General features: G+C 64.2%; 18 protein-coding genes. 13 read left to right on the top strand and 5 right to left on the bottom strand.

Translation table 11 applies throughout. The annotated features are described in order from the left end of the window. Positions 1 to 128: 128 nt before the first annotated feature. Positions 129 to 566 carry a SufE family protein gene (locus tag IM816_RS11975; RefSeq protein WP_250338255.1) on the bottom strand — a complete coding sequence of 146 codons (438 nt, stop codon included), beginning with the start codon at positions 564 to 566 and terminating at the stop codon, positions 129 to 131. Then, positions 563 to 1,942, bottom strand: coding sequence for a cysteine--tRNA ligase (cysS, locus tag IM816_RS11970; protein ID WP_250338254.1), 1,380 nt, complete (start codon positions 1,940 to 1,942; stop codon positions 563 to 565). Before cysS ends, IM816_RS11975 begins: the two co-directional genes overlap by 4 nt. Positions 1,943 to 2,145: 203 nt before the next feature. Between cysS and IM816_RS11965 the strand changes: the two genes are divergently transcribed. The 13 genes from IM816_RS11965 to IM816_RS11905 all read left to right on the top strand — a co-directional run bounded on the left by IM816_RS11965 (position 2,146) and on the right by IM816_RS11905 (position 15,917). Further along, entirely contained in the window at positions 2,146 to 2,691 is a 546-nt protein-coding gene (locus IM816_RS11965; protein ID WP_072321472.1) for a glycine zipper 2TM domain-containing protein, read from the top strand. A 373-nt stretch (positions 2,692 to 3,064) separates the two neighbouring features. Then, the gene (locus IM816_RS11960) at positions 3,065 to 4,099 is read left to right on the top strand and encodes an N-acetylornithine carbamoyltransferase (protein WP_250338253.1); all 1,035 of its coding nucleotides are present in this window, start codon (positions 3,065 to 3,067) and stop codon (positions 4,097 to 4,099) included. Positions 4,100 to 4,143: 44 nt separating this feature from the next. Next, a complete protein-coding gene (locus IM816_RS11955) occupies positions 4,144 to 5,349 on the top strand; it encodes an argininosuccinate synthase (protein WP_250338252.1) in 1,206 nt (401 codons plus the stop codon). A gap of 9 nt (positions 5,350 to 5,358) precedes the next feature. Further along, complete coding sequence (locus IM816_RS11950) at positions 5,359 to 6,456, top strand: acetylornithine deacetylase (RefSeq protein ID WP_250338251.1); 1,098 nt, start codon at positions 5,359 to 5,361, stop codon at positions 6,454 to 6,456. Continuing rightward, positions 6,446 to 7,762, top strand: coding sequence for an acetylglutamate kinase (locus tag IM816_RS11945; RefSeq protein WP_250338250.1), 1,317 nt, complete (start codon positions 6,446 to 6,448; stop codon positions 7,760 to 7,762). Before IM816_RS11950 ends, IM816_RS11945 begins: the two co-directional genes overlap by 11 nt. A 6-nt stretch (positions 7,763 to 7,768) precedes the next feature. Beyond that, positions 7,769 to 8,716 (top strand): N-acetyl-gamma-glutamyl-phosphate reductase, encoded by a 948-nt coding sequence (argC, locus tag IM816_RS11940; RefSeq protein WP_250338249.1) that lies wholly within the window; start codon positions 7,769 to 7,771, stop codon positions 8,714 to 8,716. A gap of 14 nt (positions 8,717 to 8,730) precedes the next feature. Further along, positions 8,731 to 10,026 (top strand): argininosuccinate lyase, encoded by a 1,296-nt coding sequence (gene argH, locus IM816_RS11935; protein WP_250338248.1) that lies wholly within the window; start codon positions 8,731 to 8,733, stop codon positions 10,024 to 10,026. A gap of 47 nt (positions 10,027 to 10,073) precedes the next feature. Then, positions 10,074 to 11,207 carry a glutamate 5-kinase gene (proB, locus tag IM816_RS11930; protein ID WP_250338247.1) on the top strand — a complete coding sequence of 378 codons (1,134 nt, stop codon included), beginning with the start codon at positions 10,074 to 10,076 and terminating at the stop codon, positions 11,205 to 11,207. Beyond that, positions 11,204 to 12,457 carry a glutamate-5-semialdehyde dehydrogenase gene (locus IM816_RS11925; protein WP_250338246.1) on the top strand — a complete coding sequence of 418 codons (1,254 nt, stop codon included), beginning with the start codon at positions 11,204 to 11,206 and terminating at the stop codon, positions 12,455 to 12,457. Before proB ends, IM816_RS11925 begins: the two co-directional genes overlap by 4 nt. Positions 12,458 to 12,685: 228 nt before the next feature. Beyond that, positions 12,686 to 12,880, top strand: a complete 195-nt coding sequence (locus IM816_RS11920) for a hypothetical protein (protein WP_250338245.1) — start codon at positions 12,686 to 12,688, stop codon at positions 12,878 to 12,880. A gap of 22 nt (positions 12,881 to 12,902) precedes the next feature. Then, positions 12,903 to 14,267, top strand: a complete 1,365-nt coding sequence (locus IM816_RS11915) for a class III lanthionine synthetase LanKC N-terminal domain-containing protein (protein ID WP_250338244.1) — start codon at positions 12,903 to 12,905, stop codon at positions 14,265 to 14,267. Positions 14,268 to 14,418: 151 nt separating this feature from the next. After that, the gene (locus IM816_RS11910; protein ID WP_250338243.1) at positions 14,419 to 15,288 is read left to right on the top strand and encodes a hypothetical protein; all 870 of its coding nucleotides are present in this window, start codon (positions 14,419 to 14,421) and stop codon (positions 15,286 to 15,288) included. Beyond that, positions 15,276 to 15,917 (top strand): ABC transporter ATP-binding protein, encoded by a 642-nt coding sequence (locus tag IM816_RS11905; RefSeq protein WP_250338242.1) that lies wholly within the window; start codon positions 15,276 to 15,278, stop codon positions 15,915 to 15,917. Before IM816_RS11910 ends, IM816_RS11905 begins: the two co-directional genes overlap by 13 nt. 14 nt (positions 15,918 to 15,931) lie before the next feature. On the opposite strand, the gene IM816_RS11900 is transcribed toward IM816_RS11905, so the two are convergent. From IM816_RS11900 to IM816_RS11890, 3 genes are read right to left on the bottom strand one after another with little or no spacing between them, the layout of a single operon-like run. Beyond that, positions 15,932 to 16,633, bottom strand: a complete 702-nt coding sequence (locus tag IM816_RS11900; RefSeq protein ID WP_250338241.1) for a hypothetical protein — start codon at positions 16,631 to 16,633, stop codon at positions 15,932 to 15,934. Then, complete coding sequence (gene kynU / locus IM816_RS11895; protein ID WP_250338240.1) at positions 16,630 to 17,910, bottom strand: kynureninase; 1,281 nt, start codon at positions 17,908 to 17,910, stop codon at positions 16,630 to 16,632. The genes IM816_RS11900 and kynU overlap by 4 nt, the downstream gene beginning before the upstream one ends. 11 nt (positions 17,911 to 17,921) lie before the next feature. Further along, the gene (locus tag IM816_RS11890) at positions 17,922 to 18,419 is read right to left on the bottom strand and encodes a hypothetical protein (RefSeq protein ID WP_250338239.1); all 498 of its coding nucleotides are present in this window, start codon (positions 18,417 to 18,419) and stop codon (positions 17,922 to 17,924) included. Positions 18,420 to 18,508: the final 89 nt, after the last annotated feature.

The following is an 18,508-nucleotide window of genomic DNA, read 5'->3' as shown; positions in this document are numbered from 1 at the left end:
TGTCGATGGGAGCTTGCCTCGCGGCTACACCGCTCCGTTGGCTTTTCGCCACCAGGGTGGCTCCCACCGGCGCTTCGGTTGTGGCTCCCACTCGCGTTTTTGGGTTTTCGCCGCGAGGGCGACCCCTCTCAGCCCTTCGCCAGCGCTTCTGCTGCGTACGCCTTGAGCTTCACCAGCATCGCTGCCAGGCCGTTGGAGCGGGTGGGGGAGAGATGCTTGGCGAGGCCGATCTGCTCAATGTAGGTCGGCTCGGTCTCAACGATTTCTCGGGCGGAGCGATCGGAATACACGCGTAGCACCAGGGCGATGAGGCCGGAGACGATAGCGGAGTCGCTGGCTGCGTCGAAGTGCATGCTCGAGGCGTCGCCCGAGGGCACCAGCCAGACCATCGACTGGCAGCCATGCACGCGGTTTTCCTCGGTCTTGCGCTCATCGGGGAACACGGGCAACTGGCGCCCCAGGTCGATGAGGTATTGGTAGCGCTCGGTCCAGTCGCCGAAGAAGGCGAACTCCTCCGCGATGGCGGCCTGGGCTTCGGCGGCAGTGGCTTCGCGTGCGGTCGTCATGCCTTCACCACGCTCCAGCGCGTGCCTTGCGCGCTGTCCTCGATGGCGATGCCAAGGGCTTTCAACTGATCGCGGATCGCGTCGGAACGTGAAAAATCCTTTGCCGCGCGGGCGGCACGACGCTCTTCGAGCAGCGCCTCGATGGCGGCAGCGTCGATCGCATCGCCGGGGTTGCCCTGCCGGAACCACGCTTCGGGATCTTGCTGGAGCAGGCCGAGCAGGGCACCGCCGCCCAGCAACGCGGCCTTGGCGGCAGCACGGGCGTCACCCTGAGCGCGCCGCGCCTCGTCGGCAAGCTGGGACAGCTCGGCCAGAGCCTGCGGCGTGTTGAGGTCGTCGCACAGGGCGGCTTCCACCGCCGCGGGCACGACGGGTTCGCCAGCATCCACGTCGGCGAGGTCGCGCAGGGCGCCGTACCAGCCGTCGAGCGTGCGTACGGATTGGGTCATTGCGGCGTCCGACCAGTCCAGCGGTTGCCGATAATGGCCGCGCAGCAGCATCAGGCGCAGAGCCTCACCTGGATGCCGCTCCAGCAGTTCATGCAACTGGAGCACGTTGCCGATCGACTTCGACATCTTGCGCCCCTCGAACGTGAGCATGCCGTTGTGCAGCCAGTAGCGGGCAAAGGGCTTGCCGCCGTGGGCGCAGACGCTCTGGGCAATCTCGTTTTCGTGGTGCGGAAAGGTCAGGTCGACCCCGCCGGCATGGATATCGATGGTGTCGCCGAGGTGGGCCTCGCTCATGGCGGAGCACTCGATGTGCCAGCCCGGGCGCCCGCGGCCCCAGGGGCTGTCCCAGCCGGGCAGGGTGGCATCGGAGGGCTTCCACAGCACGAAGTCGCCCGGACTGCGCTTGTACGGCGCGACCTCGACCCGCGCACCGGCGAGCAACTCGTCGGGATCGCGCCCCGACAGTGCGCCGTAAGCCGGAAACGATTCGACGTGGAAGAGCACATGCCCTTCGGCCTCGTAGGCATGGCCCGTGGCGATGAGGCGCTCGATCATCGCGATGATCTGCGGAATATGCGCCGTGGCGTGGGGCTCGACGTCGGGCGGGGCCACGCCCAGCCGCGCGATGTCCTCGCGATAGGCCTTGGCGTAGCGGTCGGTGATCTCCACGATCGGCACGCCCGCAGCGGCCGCTGCGGCGTTGATCTTGTCGTCGACGTCGGTCACGTTGCGGGCGTAAACCAGCTTTGGGTAATGCCGGCGGATGAGCCGGGCCAGCACGTCGAAGACGACCGGTGGCCGGGCGTTGCCGATATGGATGTAGTTGTAGACGGTGGGCCCGCAGACGTACATCGTCACCCGCTGGGGATCGAGCGGCGTGAACGCTTCCGTGCGGCGAGACAAGGTGTTGTAGAGCGAAATCTGCATCGTGAATCCGTGGACGAGCGCGGCGGGCGGCCGGTCGCCGATAGTACCAAGCCTGCCCGCATCCCGGCGCACGCGCATGCGCCGAATCGGTTGACACGCGGCACGCTGCCGCACCCGTCCGTTCTAAGCGTGGATTCAGCGTGAACTTGTTGAAATGCACGCCAGTAGGCGCTCCTTTTGCGCCTGGCTGGAGGTTCTCCCACATGTCTCGCCTGTTGTTCATCCCCGCTCTCGTTCTCGCGGTCTTCGCCAGTGGCGCCATGGCGCAGGATGGTCGTTACGGTCCGCCGCCCGGGCCCGACGACAACACCCATTTCGGCTGGGCGGACGTCCTGCGGGTCGACCCCGTCTACGGTGTGGCTCGTGTCGAAACGCCTCGCCAGGAGTGCTACGACCAACCCGTCGTCCGCCGTGAGTCGAGCGGCAACAGCACGGCCGGCACCATTCTCGGCGCCGTGGTCGGTGGCGTGCTGGGTAACACCGTCGGCAAGGGCGACGGCCGCAAGGCCGCTACCGTGGTCGGCGCGGTGGCCGGCGGCGCGGTCGGCAATGGCATTGCCCGCAACGGCGACCGTACCTACGAAGGCACGGAGACCCGGTGCCGCGACGTCAGCTCGATCTCCGAGCAGCGCCGCATCGCCGGCTACGACGTGGAATATCGCTATCGCGGCGAGGTCTACGTCTCGCGGCTCAACTACGACCCGGGCGAGCGCCTGCGTGTTCGCGTGAGCGTCGCGCCGGCCGACTGACCCGGTCGGTGAAGCTCTTGGAAAGGCCGCGGGAGACCGCGGCCTTTCTCGTTTCCGGCCATGCCGGCGCCGTGTGGTCCCCGCCCGCCTGACTTGTTGCGCGTCGCACCAAATCCCGGCATGATCGCGGTTCAACGTTTCCAGGCCCAGCCGTGTCCCACACTGTTTACACCGCGATTGTCTTGACCAGCGCCCGTATGGCCGCCGGAATGACGTCGCGTGCTCGTCGACCGTACATGGGACCATCGGCCGGGTAGGCTGTCGCGCGCGTTTCATTCGTACCGACTAAAAAACCCGGCCACGTGCCGGGTTTTTTCGTTTCCGATTTCTCTTTCCTCCACCGCCTCCGGGCCATCGACCCATCTGGATCGCCATGACCGTTCGCCATTTCCTTTCCACCCAGGACTACAGCCGCGCCGAGATCGACGCCCTTCTCGACCAGGCGGCCGAGTTCAAGCGCTCGCCCCAGGGCCAGCAGCTGGCAGGCAAGTCGATCGCACTGTTGTTCTTCAATTCGTCGATGCGCACGCGCACGAGCTTCGAGCTCGGTGCCTTCCAGCTCGGCGGCCATGCGGTAGTGCTGTCGCCGGGTAAGGACGCATGGCCGATCGAGTTCGAGGTCGGCGCCGTGATGGATGGCGAGACCGAAGAACACATCGCCGAGGTCGCTCGGGTGCTCTCGCGGTACGTGGATATGATCGGCGTGCGCGCCTTTCCGAAGTTCGTCGATTGGTCGGTGGACCGCCAGGACAAGGTGCTTGCCGCGTTCGCGCAGTACGCCACGGTCCCGGTGATCAACTTGGAGACGATCACGCATCCGTGCCAGGAGCTTGCCCACGCGCTCGCTCTGAAGGAGCACCTCGGCGACCTGCAGAACCGCAAGTACGTGCTGACCTGGACCTACCATCCGAAGCCGCTTAACACCGCTGTGGCGAACTCGGCGCTGCTGATCGCGACGAAGATGGGTATGGACGTGACACTGCTGTGCCCGACGCCCGAGTATGTGCTCGACCAGCGCTACATGGATTTCGCCGAAGCCAACGCACGCGAGAACGGCGGATCGCTGCGCGTGTCGCATGACATCGAATCGGCCTACCGCGACGCGCACGTCGTCTACGCCAAGAGCTGGGGCGCCATTCCGTATTTCGGCCGATGGGATGAGGAAAAGGCGATCCGCGACGCGCACCGACATTTCATCGTCGACGAGGCCAAGATGGCGCTGACCGACCACGGGTTGTTCAGCCACTGCCTGCCCCTGCGCCGGAACATCAAGGCCACCGATGCCGTGATGGATTCCCCCGCATGCATCGCCATCGACGAAGCCGAGAACCGCCTGCACGTGCAGAAGGCGGTCATGGCCTCGCTCATCTCGCAGTCGTCGGGCGCACCGTCCGGCCTCGGCTTCTGATTCGTCTCGCCCCTTTCGATTCCATGACTTTCTCCGGAGCCAGCATGTCCAGTAACGATATCGTCCTCGCCTTTTCGGGCGGCCTCGACACCAGTTTCTGCGTCCCCTACCTGATCGAGCGCGGCTATGCCGTGCATACCGTCTTCGTGGACACGGGCGGCGTCTCGGCGGAAGAGCGCGAATACATCGAGCAGCGCGCTCATGAGCTGGGCGCAGCGTCCCATCGCACGGTAGACGCCGCGCAGGCCATCTGGGACAGCTTCGTCACCCCGCTGATCTGGGCCGGCGAGTTCTACCAGGGGCAGTATCCGCTGCTGGTGTCCGATCGCTATCTCATCGTGAAAGCCTCGCTGGAGCGTTGCGACGAACTCGGCACCAAGTTCTTCGCGCACGGCTGCACTGGCATGGGCAACGACCAGGTGCGTTTCGATCTCACCGTCAAGGCACTCGGCGATTACACGATCGTCGCCCCCATCCGCGAGATCCAGCGCGAGCACACCCAGGTGCGTGCGTACGAACAGAAGTACCTGGAAGACAAGGGCTTCGAAGTGCGGGCCAAGACCAAGCACTACACGATCAACGAGAACGTGCTCGGTGTGACGATCTCGGGCGGCGAGATCGATGCGTGGGAGATTCCGGAAGAGGGCGCGGTCGCCTGGTGCGCGCCTCGTGCCGAATGGCCGTCCGAACCCTTGCGCATCGAACTCGGCTTCGAGAAGGGCACGGCCGTCTCGTTGAACGGCAAACCGGCCTCGGGCCCCGAGATCCTCGGCTTCCTCAACCGCGAACTCGCCAAGTATGGCGTTGGTCGCAGCATGTACACGGGCGATACGAACATCGGTCTCAAGGGCCGCATCGTGTTCGAGGCGCCGGCACTGACCGCGCTGCTCACGGCACACCGTGCGCTGGAGGAAACGGTGCTGTCGAAGCAGCAGAATCGTTTCAAGCCCGAGATCGGTCGGAAGTGGACCGAGGTCGCCTATGAAGGTTTCTTCAATGATCCGATCAAGGCGGATCTCGAAGCCTTCCTCGTCTCCACGCAGCGCAAGGTGGACGGCAAGGTCATCATCGAAACCCGCGGCGGCACGGTGTATGCGGTGAAGGTCGAATCGAAGCACATCCTGCAGTCGTCGAAGGCGACCTACGCCCAGGCGGCCGACTGGGGCGTGGCCGAGGCGGAAGGTTTCATCAAGCTCTACGGCATGAGCTCCACGCTCTGGGCCGAAGTCGATCGCGCCAACGGGAACTGATACAGGCTCATGGATAAGCTCCTTCAGGACACACTCGACCATCTGCGCGCGCTCGTCGGCTTCGACACGCGCAACCCGCCACGAACGATCGGCACCGACGGGATCTTCGATTACCTGCGTTCGAACCTCCCCGGTTTTGACGTACAGGTAACGGACTTCGGCGCCGGTGCCGTGAATCTGTACGCCGTGCGCGGCAAGCCGAAATACCTGTTCAACGTGCATCTGGACACCGTGCCCGATTCGCCGCATTGGACGGCCAGCCCGTTCGAGCTGCGCGTGGGTCAGGATCGCGCGGTCGGTCTGGGCGCGTGTGACATCAAGGGCGCGGCTGCCGCGCTCGTGGCGGTCGCCAATGCGACGCAGGGCGACATGGCCCTTCTGCTTTCCACGGACGAAGAGGCCAACGACGCACGCTGCATCGATGGTTTCCTGAAGAAGCCACGCGACTACGAGGCGATCATCGTCGCCGAACCCACGCGCGGTGAAGCGGTGCTGGCGCATCGTGGCATCCATTCCGTGCAGATGCGTTTCCAGGGCCGTGCGGGACATGCCTCCGGCGAGCAGAAGCCTTCCGACAGCGCCTTGCACCAGGCCATTCGCTGGGGTGCGGCAGCGCTCGATCACGTGCAGGCGCAGGCGCACGAGCGCTTCGGCGGCCTGACCGGCCTGCGTTTCAACATCGGCAAGATCGAGGGCGGCATCAAGGCGAACGTCATCGCGCCGACGGCGGATGTGCGTTTCGGCTTCCGTCCGCTGCCCTCGATGGACGCCGACGGCCTGCTGGAAACTTTCCGCACGCTGGTGGAGCCGTTGCCGATCGAATTCGGCGAGACCTTCCGCGGCGATTCGCTGCCGGCGGGCGAAACGGCCACGGCCGAGAACCGACGCCTCGCCGCGCGCGATCTCGCCGACGAGCTGGGCATCCCGGTCGGTAATGCCGTCGATTTCTGGACCGAAGCGGCGCTGTTCTCCATGGCCGGCTATACGTCCTTTGTCTACGGCCCCGGCGACATCGCCCAGGCGCACAGCGCCGACGAATGGGTCGCCCTCGAACAACTGGCGGACTACGCCAAGGTCATCCATCGGATCGTCGACAGTGGACGCTAATAAGAACACTCGCAAGACCATCGTCCGGCTGCTGTCCTCCATGGGCAGCGCACGGGAAATCCAGCAGTACCTCAAGCGCTTCTCGCAGTTGGATGCCGCTCGCTTTGCCGTGGTGAAAGTCGGTGGCGCCGTGCTGCGCGACGAACTGCCGGATCTCACCTCGTCGCTGGCGTTCCTTCAGCAGGTGGGCCTCACGCCTATCGTGCTGCATGGCGCCGGTCCCCAGTTGGACGAGGACCTGGCGGCGGCGGGCATCGAGAAGAAGACCGTGAACGGTCTGCGCGTGACTTCGCCCGAAGCCCTGGCGATCGTTCGCCGGGTCTTCCAGGCGCAGAACCTTCGTCTGGTGGAAGCCTTGCAGGAAGCCGACACGCGGGCCACGTCCGTGCCGTCCGGCGTCTTCACTGCCGATTACCTCGATCAGGGTACGTTCGGCCTGGTAGGGCGTGTGCGTGACATCAACCTCGCGCCGATCGAGGCCAGCTTGCGCGCTGGTTCGATTCCGGTCATCGCGAGCCTCGGCGAAACCGACGCGGGTCAGATCCTCAACATCAACGCCGACTTCGCCGCCAACGAACTCGTACGCGTGTTGCAGCCTTACAAGATCGTGTTCCTCACGGGCACGGGCGGCCTGCTCGACGGTGACGGCAAGGTCATCGATTCGATCAACCTGTCCACGGAATACGAGCAACTTCTGCGTCAGCCGTGGCTGCATTCCGGCATGCGCTTGAAGATCGAGCAGATCAAGGATCTGCTGGACGATCTGCCGCTGACCTCGTCGGTGTCGATCACGCGCCCCGCCGAACTGGCGAAGGAACTGTTCACGCACAAGGGCTCCGGCACGCTCGTACGCCGCGGCGAACGCGTGTTGCGCTTCGAGTCGTGGGACGGCGTGGACCTGCCGCGCATGCAGCAGTTGATCGAATCGAGCTTCGGTCGTGCGCTGGTCGGCAATTACTTCGAGCGGACCAGGCTGTATCGCCTTTACGTTTCGGAAAACTATCGCGCCGCCATGGTGCTGACCCAGGAAGAGGGTTTCGCGTACCTGGACAAGTTCGCCGTGCTCGACGATGCGCAGGGCGAAGGCCTGGGGCGCGCGGTGTGGCAGGTAATGCGCGACGAGAACCCCCGGCTGTTCTGGCGTTCGCGGCACGGTAACCCGATCAACCACTTCTACTACGCGGAATCGGACGGCTGCTTCAAGCAGGCGCGCTGGAAGGTGTTCTGGTACGGCCTGAACAGTTTTGCCGACATCGAACGCTGCGTGGCGCATTGCGCCACCCGCGAACCCACCTTGCAGGACTGAACGCTCATGGCCACCAAGACCATCGGCATCGTCGGCGCACGCGGTCACACCGGCGCCGAACTCATCAAGCTCATCGCCGGCCATCCGGACCTGGAGCTGGCCTTCGTTTCGTCGCGCGAACTGGACGGCCAGCGCCTCGATGCGCACAGCGATGCCTATCGAGGCGATCTCGCCTTCGTCAACTTCGACCCGGCCGCCGTCGCCGCGACTGCGGTGGACGTGGTGGTGCTGGCGCTGCCCAACGGCAAGGCGGCCCCCTATGTCGACGCCATCGACAAGGCGGGTACCGGGACCGTGATCGTGGATCTTTCCGCGGACTATCGCTTCGACGAGCGCTGGTATTACGGGCTACCGGAGTTGTACCGGGATCGCTGGCGCGGCGAGAAGCGGATCAGCAACCCCGGCTGCTACGCCACGGCGATCCAGGTTTCCATCGCTCCGATCAAGGATCTGCTGGCCGCGCCGCCGGTGTCCTTCGGTGTCTCCGGTTATTCCGGCGCGGGCACGACGCCATCCGACCGCAACGACCCGGAGAAGCTGCGCGATAACCTCATGCCCTACGCGCTCACGGGCCACATGCATGAGAAGGAAGCCAGCCGGCACCTCGGGATGCCTGTGGAGTTCATGCCCCATGTGGCGCCGCATTTCCGTGGCCTTACCGTGACTACCAACCTCTATCTCGCCAAGCAGGCCAAGCGCGAGGACATCGTGCGCCGGTTCGAGGCACGCTATGCGAAAGAGAAGCTGATCCACGTGGTAGACGAGGCGCCCTGGGTGAGCCAGATCGCGCATCGGCATCATCTCGACGTGGGTGGTTTCGCCTTGTCGACCGACGGCCGTCGTGTCGTTGTGGTGGCGACGCTGGATAACCTGCTCAAAGGCGCCGCCACCCAGGCGATGCAGAACGTCAACCGCGCGCTCGGCTTCGACGAGCTCACCGCCATCCCGCTCTGAGAAAGGACGCCCCCATGACTCAACCGCTCTGGCAGAAGTCCGACACGCACGTCGATGCCCGCATCATGCGTTTCCTCGCCGGCAACGACGTCGTACTCGATCGCGAGTTCTTCCTGCACGACATCACCGCCAGCAAGGCGCACGTCGAAGGGCTCGCCAATATCGGTATCGTTTCGTCCGACGAGCAGGCTGCGCTGCTGCGCGAACTCGATACGCTCGCCGTCGATTTTGCCGAAGGCCGTTTCGTTCTGGACGACCGCTATGAAGATGGGCACTCGGCGATCGAGGCGCGCCTGACCGAGCGCCTGGGCGATGCGGGCCGCCGCGTGCATACGGGCCGCAGCCGCAATGATCAGGTCCTGGTGGCCACGCGGCTCTGGCTCAAGGAAAAGCTGGGCACGCTGCAGGCGCTCTGCCGCGAGGTGGCCGAAGTCTGCCTCGCACGTGCGGAACGCGAGTCGCTGCCGATGCCTGGCTACACGCACATCCAGCGCGCCGTGGTCTCGTCCACCGGCATGTGGTTTGCTGCGTTCGCCGAGGCTTTCATCGACAACACGCTGCGCGCGCGCCAGGCTCTCGACCTGATCGATGCCAATCCGTTGGGCACGGCCGCCGGCTATGGCGTCAACATCGCGCTCGACCGCGCGCACACCACAGCGGCGCTCGGCTTCGCGCGTATGCAGGTGTCGCCGATCTATGCCCAGCTCTCTCGTGGCAAGTTCGAAATGGCGGCGCTCGATGCCGTTGGTACAGCGCTGCTCGATACGCGCCGCCTCGCTTGGGATCTCTCGCTGTTCACCACGGCGGAATTCGACTTCGTGAAGCTGCCGCCGGAGTACACCACCGGCTCGTCGATCATGCCGAACAAGCGCAATCCCGACGTCGTGGAACTGCTCCGCGCAAGCTACGCCTCGGTGGCTGCCGCGCGCACCGAGATCGAGCAGTTGCTTTCGCTTCCCTCGGGCTACCAGCGCGACCTGCAGTTTTCGAAGGGCTCGCTGTTCCATGGTTTCTCCATGGGCCTGGGCGCTCTGGAACTGCTGCCGGATATGCTCGCGCGCCTGGAGTGGAAGGCCGAGACCATGCGCGCCGCCATCGAGCCGGCGATGTACGCCACTGACGTGGCGATCGAGCAGGCGGCCGCGGGCGTGCCGTTCCGCGATGCCTATCGCGCCGCAGCGGCTACTGCGGCCTCGGCGGGTGAGGGGCGTACTCCCGAGTCCAGCCTCGCCGCGCGCACGTCGCCCGGCGCAGGGCATGGCCTGATGTTGGACATGTTGCGAGACAGGCTGGCCGCGATGGCGGACTGACGTTTCGCGGGCGCCGACCCCTTCGGCGAAGAGGATGGCGAGAGGTGATGGACCAAGCGCAAGGATTCACGCCACAGCCGCTGCCTCCGTGGCATCGCGCCGTGCTCAAGGTCGGCAGCAGCTTGCTGACGACGCCGGACGGCGCGCTTACGGAAGTCCACGCACAAGCGCTCGCGAGCTTCGTTGCGCGTAGCCGGGACGCGGGACGCGAGGTGGTGATCGTATCGTCCGGTGCAGTCGCGGCCGGCCGCGGTCTGGCGCGTCCGGATCGCAGTACGGGACTCCCCGGGCGGCAGGCACTCGCCGCCCTGGGGCAAACCCGGCTCGTCGCACTGTGGCAGGGTCTGCTCTCCGTACCCGTGGCGCAGGTGCTTCTGACACACGACGACCTGCGCCATCGTCGTCGGTATCTCAACGCGCGCGCTACGCTTCGCGAGTTGCTTGCGCTAGGCACGGTGCCCGTCGTCAACGAGAACGACACCGTGGCCGTCGACGAGTTGAAACTCGGCGACAACGACAACCTTGCCGCGATCGTCGCCGCGCTCGTCGATGCGGATGTGCTGCTGATCGCCTCCGACGTCGCCGGATTGTTCACCGCCGATCCCCGAACGGATGCGCAAGCGCGGCCCGTGCAGGACATACCAGCGCTTGCCACGTCCTCGTTCGCCACCGCCGGTGGGGCAGGGAGCAAGGCGGGTACAGGCGGTATGCGTACGAAGCTGGAAGCGGCCACCAAGGCCGCCGCTGCGGGCATCGAAACCGTGCTGTTCGACGGGCGTGACCCCGCCTGCGTGGCGCGGCTCGCTGCCGGCACGCTCACCGGCACACGGTTGCGTGCTCCGCAGAGCCGCATGGCCGCGCGCAAATACTGGTTGCGGCATACGCCTCCGATCGGACGCGTGCTGGTCGATGCCGGTGCGGCGCAGGCGTTGCAGACGCGTGGCGCGTCGTTGCTTCCCGGTGGTGTCGTGGGTGCCGAAGGCGAATTTACACGCGGCGACGTGATCGAGATCGGCGATGGGCAGACGGTCTTCGCCCGCGGTATAGCGCAGTACGCCGCGAGCGACGTTCGCCGTATCGCGCGTCTGCATACGCGCGATATCGAAGCCGTGCTCGGCTACAGTTACGGCGAGACCGTCGTCCATCGCGACGACCTCGTTACTTTGGGAACAGAACCATGACAACGCCTCTTCGCGAACGCGCTCTGGCCTCCCGTGACGCGACGGCGGCGATTGCCGCCCTGGATACGACGAGCAAGCGGCGACTGCTCCACCGTATGGCCGACGAACTCGCAGCATCCGCAACGCATGTGCTCGATGCCAATGAGCGCGACATGGACGCCGCCAAGGCGAACGGGACGAGCGCCGCCATGCTCGACCGACTGGTCCTCGATGCACCGCGCATCGCCAAGATAGTCGTCGCGATTCGCGACGTGGCAACGCTGCCCGACCCGGTCGGTGTGGTGACGCGGCGTGAGACGCGGCCCAACGACCTCGTCGTCGAACGCGTGCGCATTCCGCTCGGCGTCATCGCCATGATCTATGAGGCCCGACCCAACGTCACCGCCGACGCGGCTGCGCTGTGCCTGATGGCCGGCAACGCCGTGATCCTGCGAGGGGGCTCGGACGCGTTGCATTCCAATACTGCCATCGCCGAAGCATTGCAGCGTGCGCTGATGGCGGAAGGGCTGCCCGAGGCCACGATCACGCTTATCGACGATACGCGCCGCGAGACGATGGTCGAGTTGCTGCAGTTGACCGATGTCGTCGATCTCGCCATCCCTCGCGGCGGCGAAGGCTTGATCCGATTCGTGACGGAGCACGCGCGCGTGCCGGTAATCAAGCATTACAAGGGCGTCTGCCATCTCTACGTGGATCGTGCGGCGGATCCTTCGATGGCATTGCGCCTGCTCGTGGACGGTAAGACCAGTCGGCCGGGCGTATGCAATGCGCTGGAGACCCTGCTGGTACACCGCGACGCGGCGGCCGTTTTCCTTCCCACGGCTATCGCACGCTTGCGCGAGCTTGGGGTAGAGATTCGCGGCGATGACGCGACACGCGCGCTCGTGCCGGATGTCGCCAGTGCCACCGACGACGACTACGCCGCCGAGTTTCTCGACCTGGTCATCGCCGTACGCGTGGTGGACGATCTGGAGGCCGCCATCGCGCACATCCGTCGCTACGGCTCCGACCACACAGAAGTCATCGCCACGCAGGACGAGGCCGCCGCGGATCGCTTCGTCCATGCGTTGCGCTCGGCCGTCGTCATGGTGAATGCATCGTCGCGTTTCAGCGACGGCGGCGAGCTAGGCCTGGGCAGCGAAATCGGCATTTCCACAACGCGCTTGCACGCCTACGGCCCCATGGGCGCCGAGGCGCTCACAGTGGAACGCTTCGTCGTGCGAGGCACCGGGCAGGTCCGTCATCCCTAGTGGGATGGCAACGCGTTCACATCCCGATGTTGGATACCCTGCGCGACGGGTCAGTCACGATGACGTGGTGCGTAGCTGATTTCGGTGTGCCGCTGAGAGCTATTGCGGATGCTATCCCAGGCGGCCCACATGAATGTCGGAAAACACTGATATGGCGTGCTCTTGTTCCGGACTACCGTGCAGGACCGCTTGCAAGTCCGCAAGCGGGTTAACCGACAGGAGTTCGACATGTACCGCATGGTCCAACGGGAAGTAGATGCCGTTTGCGTATCCATCGCGGATACCGCACCGATTCAACCCGTCCTTGCAACCTCGCCGCTTGAGGCCATGAACATGGCTGGAGGCGACAAAGGAGCAAACGTACTTCCGATTACCGTGACTATCACGCTCACCACCGTTCTCTGGCCGGGTAAGGCGCACTAATCACTATCAGGGAGCTTCGGCCATGGAAGGCACTGATGTTGTTTTCGAGCGGACTGAGGCTATCGAGCGGTTTCCATCGCCACGCGACTTTGGTGACGTCGACTGGGCTGAAACGCCTCACTGGTATGGAGTTGGAACTCCGTCACGACAGGTGAGCCAGGGCTGGAAGCTCTATGTGTCTGCAACTCCCGCAAACTACATAAGTCTGATTCTGAATGCGGCTCCCGTCTTCCTTCGCCATGGAATTGCGTTCAAGTATCTCCGTTCCATCGATCATCTCTGCCAAGCCAATATTGGCTTGTTCGGCTTTTCGCAGGTTGGAAAGAATCTCGTTGCCTACCTTGAGACCCCGGAAAGCAGTGCAGAAGCTTTGACTGCATTGCGCCAATGGCTCGGTGTTAGTGGGCACTTCGGTCCGGTCGTTCCCAGACTTCAGCAGCTTTGGCGGGGGATACCAGCTTTCCTTAGGTACGGGGCCTATCGCGGTACGACGTTGTCGATCGATGGTCGCGACGTAGTCGACGACAGGGATGACCCGAAGGCAGTGATTGACGTTCTGGACCAGTACGCACTGTGGGATGTTGTGAGACATAGGGAAGCACCTCCAAGTAGGCATGACAGCCCATCGCTGCTGGCTCGATACCCTGTCCGTTCGGTGATCTGCAGATCCGGAAAAGGAGGAGTCTTTATAGCGACGGACGTTCGTTCGGGCGATGAATGCATCGCGAAATTAGGCCTACGGCATGGTGCGGAGTTGCCCGATGGTCGAGACGGTGCGCATTTCGTGCGTCATGAGGCACGGATGTATGCGTTGATGACGGCGAGGGGGATGGGCACGCACTTGCCTCATGTCATCGAATTTTCGGACGAGGCTGATGCATCAATCCTGCTTCTTGAAAGGTTGAGCGGTGAAGACCTGTTTGCCGCCAGAAGTTCCTTGTCATCTGACGTTTCATGGGTCGATAAGGCAGTCGATATCATTTCCAAGGCGCACTTCGCGGGGTTCGTTCTTGGGGACGTCAAGCTATCCAACTTCGTCGTGACCGGATCATCGTTGCGATTGATTGACCTCGAGTCGTGCCAGGGCGTTTGCTCGGATCGAAAGGAGGATATGCCTGTTTCGTTTCGTGCGTTCGGCGTTGACGATATCGATCGATTCACAGCGTATTCCATGCACTTTCTTCTGTCGGTTCTGTTTGTGGATGGAGCGAAGGAATCCCTTCGTGCCAATCGCATTGTCGATTTGAATGAGCTACTAGCTAGCCCGCCGAGAAGGGATGCGTGGGATGAGTTCGCCTTGGCGGCGTTGAAGCGCTTGATGGGGGCAATGACCCCGGGTTTTACCTCGTTTGGACGAAAGCCTCTCCCTTCGAGTTCAGAGGGATAAGCCAGTGAATTCTGTGACAGTGCTCCTTGCCGCGAGAGCTAGTTGGCTCACCTATCGGTATCGATCCGTCGCTTACTTCGCAAGGCAGAGGCGCACCCTATTCACCGTTGCGTTTGTTTTGGTTCCTCTTGCGTCGGTGCCCGAATTACTCATGTCGCCCATTCTCATCATGGGCGACGATACCGCCGATATTCGGCTTCGTGTCGGCGCATTTTTTTTGGTCTTGCTTCTCTGGTCGACCTGGGTTGGAGTGAATCGTCCGTTTCAAGCCTGTACGACGCACTTTGTAGCGCTGTCGGTGGTAGTGTCGCCATCGTTCGCTCGTATCAATGCCGCGGTGCCGCTGGTCATTACAGGATGGCCATTGGTTCCTTTTTTGTTTGGCGCCGCGCTCGTCGGTCGTCCGGAGCGGTTGCCCTGGTATGCGGCGGCGTTGTTTCTCTCCGCTGCCTCAGGTTTCATCGTCGACGCGCTGGGATGGCGCTACAGGCATCGATGCGCGGCGTGGATTCATGGTGGTGCCTCTCGATGGAGTGTCTTGGGGCGTCATGCGATCGTGGACGCGCTACCGATGGGTAAGCCCTGGTTGGCAATGCGCTATCTGCTCATCGCCTTATGTGCGATGTGCAGCTTTCGATGGATTAACGAGGGCGGCATCAGCGCGCCCGAGGTACTTTGCGGCATGGCTGGCATCATCGTGTGGGTTTTGCGTGGCGTGGCCGATGTTCTCCGCGTGGAGACCCATCGCCTGGTGCCGATGCTCTCGACGACACGCTCGTTGCATGCGCTATGTGTGGCGCGCTTGCTTGTCTTGACGATACTCGCCTCCGTGATTGTGCTGCTCGTTGGTATGTTCGTGTCGAGCGGTTTCGCTTCCATCGCCGTGCTGCTGTCGGGATTGGTTGGGGGTGCAACCCTGCTCGGTGTGCTTCGGCACCTTCGCATGGACGGGGCCGCCGACTGGCTTGCTGCATTCAGTCCCTTGATTGCAGGCATGGCGAGGCTCGCATGGCCGAGCTGATCCTGGCCGGCGTTCGCAAGGGCTATGGGTCGCGTTGTGTCCTCCGCGATGCCACGGCCGTCTTGCGACCCGGCTTGCATCTGATCGAAGGGAACAATGGCGCCGGCAAGAGCACGCTGCTGTCCATCATGTCGGGCACGTTGGCGCCGACAGCTGGACGCGTTTTACTCGATGGCAGGGACATGTTTGCCAAGCGCCCGAAGCATCGGAGGCAGCTCGCCTTCGTGCCCGCGGAGCCAACGTTCTTCGAGGGCGTCACGGTGTCGTCCGCCTTACAGCTTTATCTTTCCTTGCAGGGGGCGCGCTGCGTAGCCGATCCGCTCGATGTCGCCGATCCGTTTGGGCTCCATCAGGTGTCGGAGGTTTGCTTTGGCGACCTGTCCTTGGGTTGGCGCAAGCGTGTGCTGTTGCATATGGCGTTGGTAACCGCCGCGGATTTCATCGTTCTCGATGAGCCGACCGTCGGATTGGATCGGGATGCCGTAAGTGTTCTAGTCGAATTGATCCGTACGCAGCCTGCCGACCGGCTCATCGTTCTAACGTGCCACGAACCGTCCGTACTTGAGCGAGCCGAGCTACGTAGGCATAGGTTGGAGAGCCTGCCAGGTGGAAGCATTCTGCGCTTTTGAACGCAAATCCCACGTCACATCATCTGACCCAAGCCGCTGCGGATGCGTTCGGACACGGCGATCATGGCGTACCACGCCCGCTCGATGGCGTTGGCGAGCGGATCGCGGTCGAGGGCTACGGTTTCCGTGCGCCCGCCTTCGTCGGGCGAGTATTCGATGAGCACGCGTCGTCCATCGATCCACGCTTGTTCGCCAGCGAGGTAGAGGGGCTCATCGTACGCGCCCATGCCCGGTTCGGGCGGCATGGCGAAGGCGGTGCGGGTGTCGTGAGGCGCCTCGCGCAGGAGTTCCAATGCACGGGCGAAGGAACCGTCTTCGTCGTCGAGTTCGAGGTCCACGCGGTCCATGCGCGATCCGACGAAAAGTTCGACCGAGCCGGTAAAGATGATGTGCGTGGCGTAGCCGTCGAGGCGCAACCGTGGGTGCTTGAGCACCGTGCGCAGTGCGGCGACGTACTGGTCGATCACCTTGGGGCGGTCGCGTAGCCAGACGCTACTGACGTCGTCCACCGCGGTGAGGTGACCATCGACCTTCGCCACGATGCCGCCGTGCGAGACCGTCGCAGGGCGGTCGGGCAGAGCGACCGGCAGGCCGCCCGCCTTGAGACCCAGCAGGACCCGTCCGGGTGCGATGCGCAGCCAATGCGTCACGGCCTGCACCGCGAATCCATCGCCGCGCTCGCTGTACGGCAGAGGGTAGAGTTCCTGCTCGCTCATGCCGACGTCGCCTGCCAGGATGCGATGGTTTCCACGGCACCGAGGCAATCGAGATAGCGGTTGTAGAGCGGCGTCGGCGACAACCGGATCACGTCGGGCTCGCGCCAGTCGCCGATCACGCCATGTCGTTCGAGATGCGCGAACAAGGCACGGCCGGCGTCGCGCCCGGCGCGTACGCGGACGGACAACTGCGCGCCGCGTTGTGCAGGATCGTTGGGCGTAACGATGTCGAGGGTCTCGGCGAGACGCGTGCGGATAAGCCAGTCGAGGTAGCCGGTAAGACGACGGCTCTTCGCGGCGAGCCGCGCCATGCCCGCTTGCGTGAACAGCTCCAGCGATGCCCGCAGCGGCGCGAGCGCGAGGATGGGCGGGTTCGACAACTGCCAACCGTCCGCACCCGGCGTGGGCACGAACTGCGGCCCCATTTGGAAGCGCGTGGCCTTGTCGTGGCCCCACCATCCGGCGAAGCGCGGAAGCTCGGCGCGCGCGTGTCGTTCGTGGACGAAGGCGCCTGCCACAGCGCCCGGACCGGCGTTGAGGTACTTGTACGTACACCACACGGCGAAGTCGGCGCCGCTGTCATGCAGCGCGAGAGCGAGATTGCCGACCGCATGGGCGAGATCGAAACCGACCACGCAACCCTGCGCGTGGCCGAGCTGGACGATGCGCGCGAGGTCGAATACCTGGCCGGTGCGGTATTGCACGCCCGGCAGCAGGATCAAGGCCACCCGGTGTCCGTGCTCGGCGATGGCGCGTTCGATCGCCTCTAAGGACAAGATGCCGCCAGGGCCGTCCGGCGCGATCTCGACGAGGTCGCGCGATGGATCGAAGCCATGGAAGCGGACCTGCGATTCCAGCGCATAGCGGTCGGTGGGAAATGCGCCAGCCTCCATGAGGATGGCCGGACGCTCCGCCGTCGGGCGATAGAAGCTGACCATCATGAGGTGCAGATTCACGCCAAGCGAGTTCATCGCCACGACTTCGTGCGGCTGCGCTCCCACCACCTCGGCCATCGCGTCGCGCACGTACTCGTGGTAATGCATCCACGGCGAACGACCGCGGAAGTGCGCTTCCACCGCCAGTTCCGACCAGTCGGCCAACTCGGCCTCGATCGCGGCGCGCACGGTTTTCGGTTGCAGCCCGAGCGAGTTGCCGCAGAAATACAGCGCGTCGCCGCCGTCGTGCGGCGGGATGTGGAAGGCGTCGCGGAACGAGCGGAGAGGATCGGCGGCGTCCTGGGCTTCGGCCCAGGCGCGCGTCGCTTCGAAATCATTCATGGAATCGACCGTCAGGAGGGTATGCGTGCAGCGAGTTCGGCGCAGCCCTTGTCGAAGGAGGCGCCGAAACGCGCGTCGTTCGCGGGGCGTACGCAACGCAACTGGATCGCATAGCCGTTGCTGTAGAAATAGCGTTCGAAATAGGCGAGCGTCACGGCGCCTTCCTTTGCCGTGTAGACGTTCTCGGTCGGCGCTGCCGCCTTGCCCGGCGTATATTCCGTGAGGCCGGTGGCGTGGCTGCGAAGGTTGCCCGCGAACTGCTGGAATCCGTTGAGGTTGGGCACCTTCTGCGCGGTGATGGAAACACGGGCCAGGGTGGCGTCCGCCGCACTGGAGCCGGGCACCTGGAACACCTGGGTTTCCGTCTCGCCTTCCGACTGCATGATCGGCACCCATTGATCCGGCACCGGGAAACGAATGGCGCCTCCCATCATCGAGACGTCTGTCGCGCCGAGCGCGGGACTGGCGAACACGAGGGCGGTCAGGAGGACTCGCAGAGGGCGGTTCACGGCGTGGGATTCCCTGTTGGAGCGCGTCGGCGCGCAATCCGCGGCATTCTGGCACAGGGCGCGAACGGTTATCGCGCTTGCGGTGTGCG

This window comes from Luteibacter flocculans, assembly GCF_023612255.1.
Lineage (GTDB): Bacteria > Pseudomonadota > Gammaproteobacteria > Xanthomonadales > Rhodanobacteraceae > Luteibacter > Luteibacter flocculans.
Note: the sequence above shows the minus strand (reverse complement) of the source record. Positions and strands in the feature narration are given on the sequence as shown.

Excerpts from the sequence above, each read along its gene's own strand:
- IM816_RS11975 (WP_250338255.1), bottom strand. The coding sequence starts at position 566 with ATGACGACCGCACGCGAAGCCACTGCCGCCGAAGCCCAGGCCGCCATC.
- cysS (WP_250338254.1), bottom strand. The coding sequence starts at position 1,942 with ATGCAGATTTCGCTCTACAACACCTTGTCTCGCCGCACGGAAGCGTTC.
- IM816_RS11965 (WP_072321472.1), top strand. The coding sequence starts at position 2,146 with ATGTCTCGCCTGTTGTTCATCCCCGCTCTCGTTCTCGCGGTCTTCGCC.
- IM816_RS11960 (WP_250338253.1), top strand. The coding sequence starts at position 3,065 with ATGACCGTTCGCCATTTCCTTTCCACCCAGGACTACAGCCGCGCCGAG.
- IM816_RS11955 (WP_250338252.1), top strand. The coding sequence starts at position 4,144 with ATGTCCAGTAACGATATCGTCCTCGCCTTTTCGGGCGGCCTCGACACC.
- IM816_RS11950 (WP_250338251.1), top strand. The coding sequence starts at position 5,359 with ATGGATAAGCTCCTTCAGGACACACTCGACCATCTGCGCGCGCTCGTC.
- argC (WP_250338249.1), top strand. The coding sequence starts at position 7,769 with ATGGCCACCAAGACCATCGGCATCGTCGGCGCACGCGGTCACACCGGC.
- argH (WP_250338248.1), top strand. The coding sequence starts at position 8,731 with ATGACTCAACCGCTCTGGCAGAAGTCCGACACGCACGTCGATGCCCGC.
- proB (WP_250338247.1), top strand. The coding sequence starts at position 10,074 with ATGGACCAAGCGCAAGGATTCACGCCACAGCCGCTGCCTCCGTGGCAT.
- IM816_RS11925 (WP_250338246.1), top strand. The coding sequence starts at position 11,204 with ATGACAACGCCTCTTCGCGAACGCGCTCTGGCCTCCCGTGACGCGACG.
- IM816_RS11920 (WP_250338245.1), top strand. The coding sequence starts at position 12,686 with ATGTACCGCATGGTCCAACGGGAAGTAGATGCCGTTTGCGTATCCATC.
- IM816_RS11915 (WP_250338244.1), top strand. The coding sequence starts at position 12,903 with ATGGAAGGCACTGATGTTGTTTTCGAGCGGACTGAGGCTATCGAGCGG.
- IM816_RS11910 (WP_250338243.1), top strand. The coding sequence starts at position 14,419 with ATGTCGCCCATTCTCATCATGGGCGACGATACCGCCGATATTCGGCTT.
- IM816_RS11905 (WP_250338242.1), top strand. The coding sequence starts at position 15,276 with ATGGCCGAGCTGATCCTGGCCGGCGTTCGCAAGGGCTATGGGTCGCGT.
- IM816_RS11900 (WP_250338241.1), bottom strand. The coding sequence starts at position 16,633 with ATGAGCGAGCAGGAACTCTACCCTCTGCCGTACAGCGAGCGCGGCGAT.
- kynU (WP_250338240.1), bottom strand. The coding sequence starts at position 17,910 with ATGAATGATTTCGAAGCGACGCGCGCCTGGGCCGAAGCCCAGGACGCC.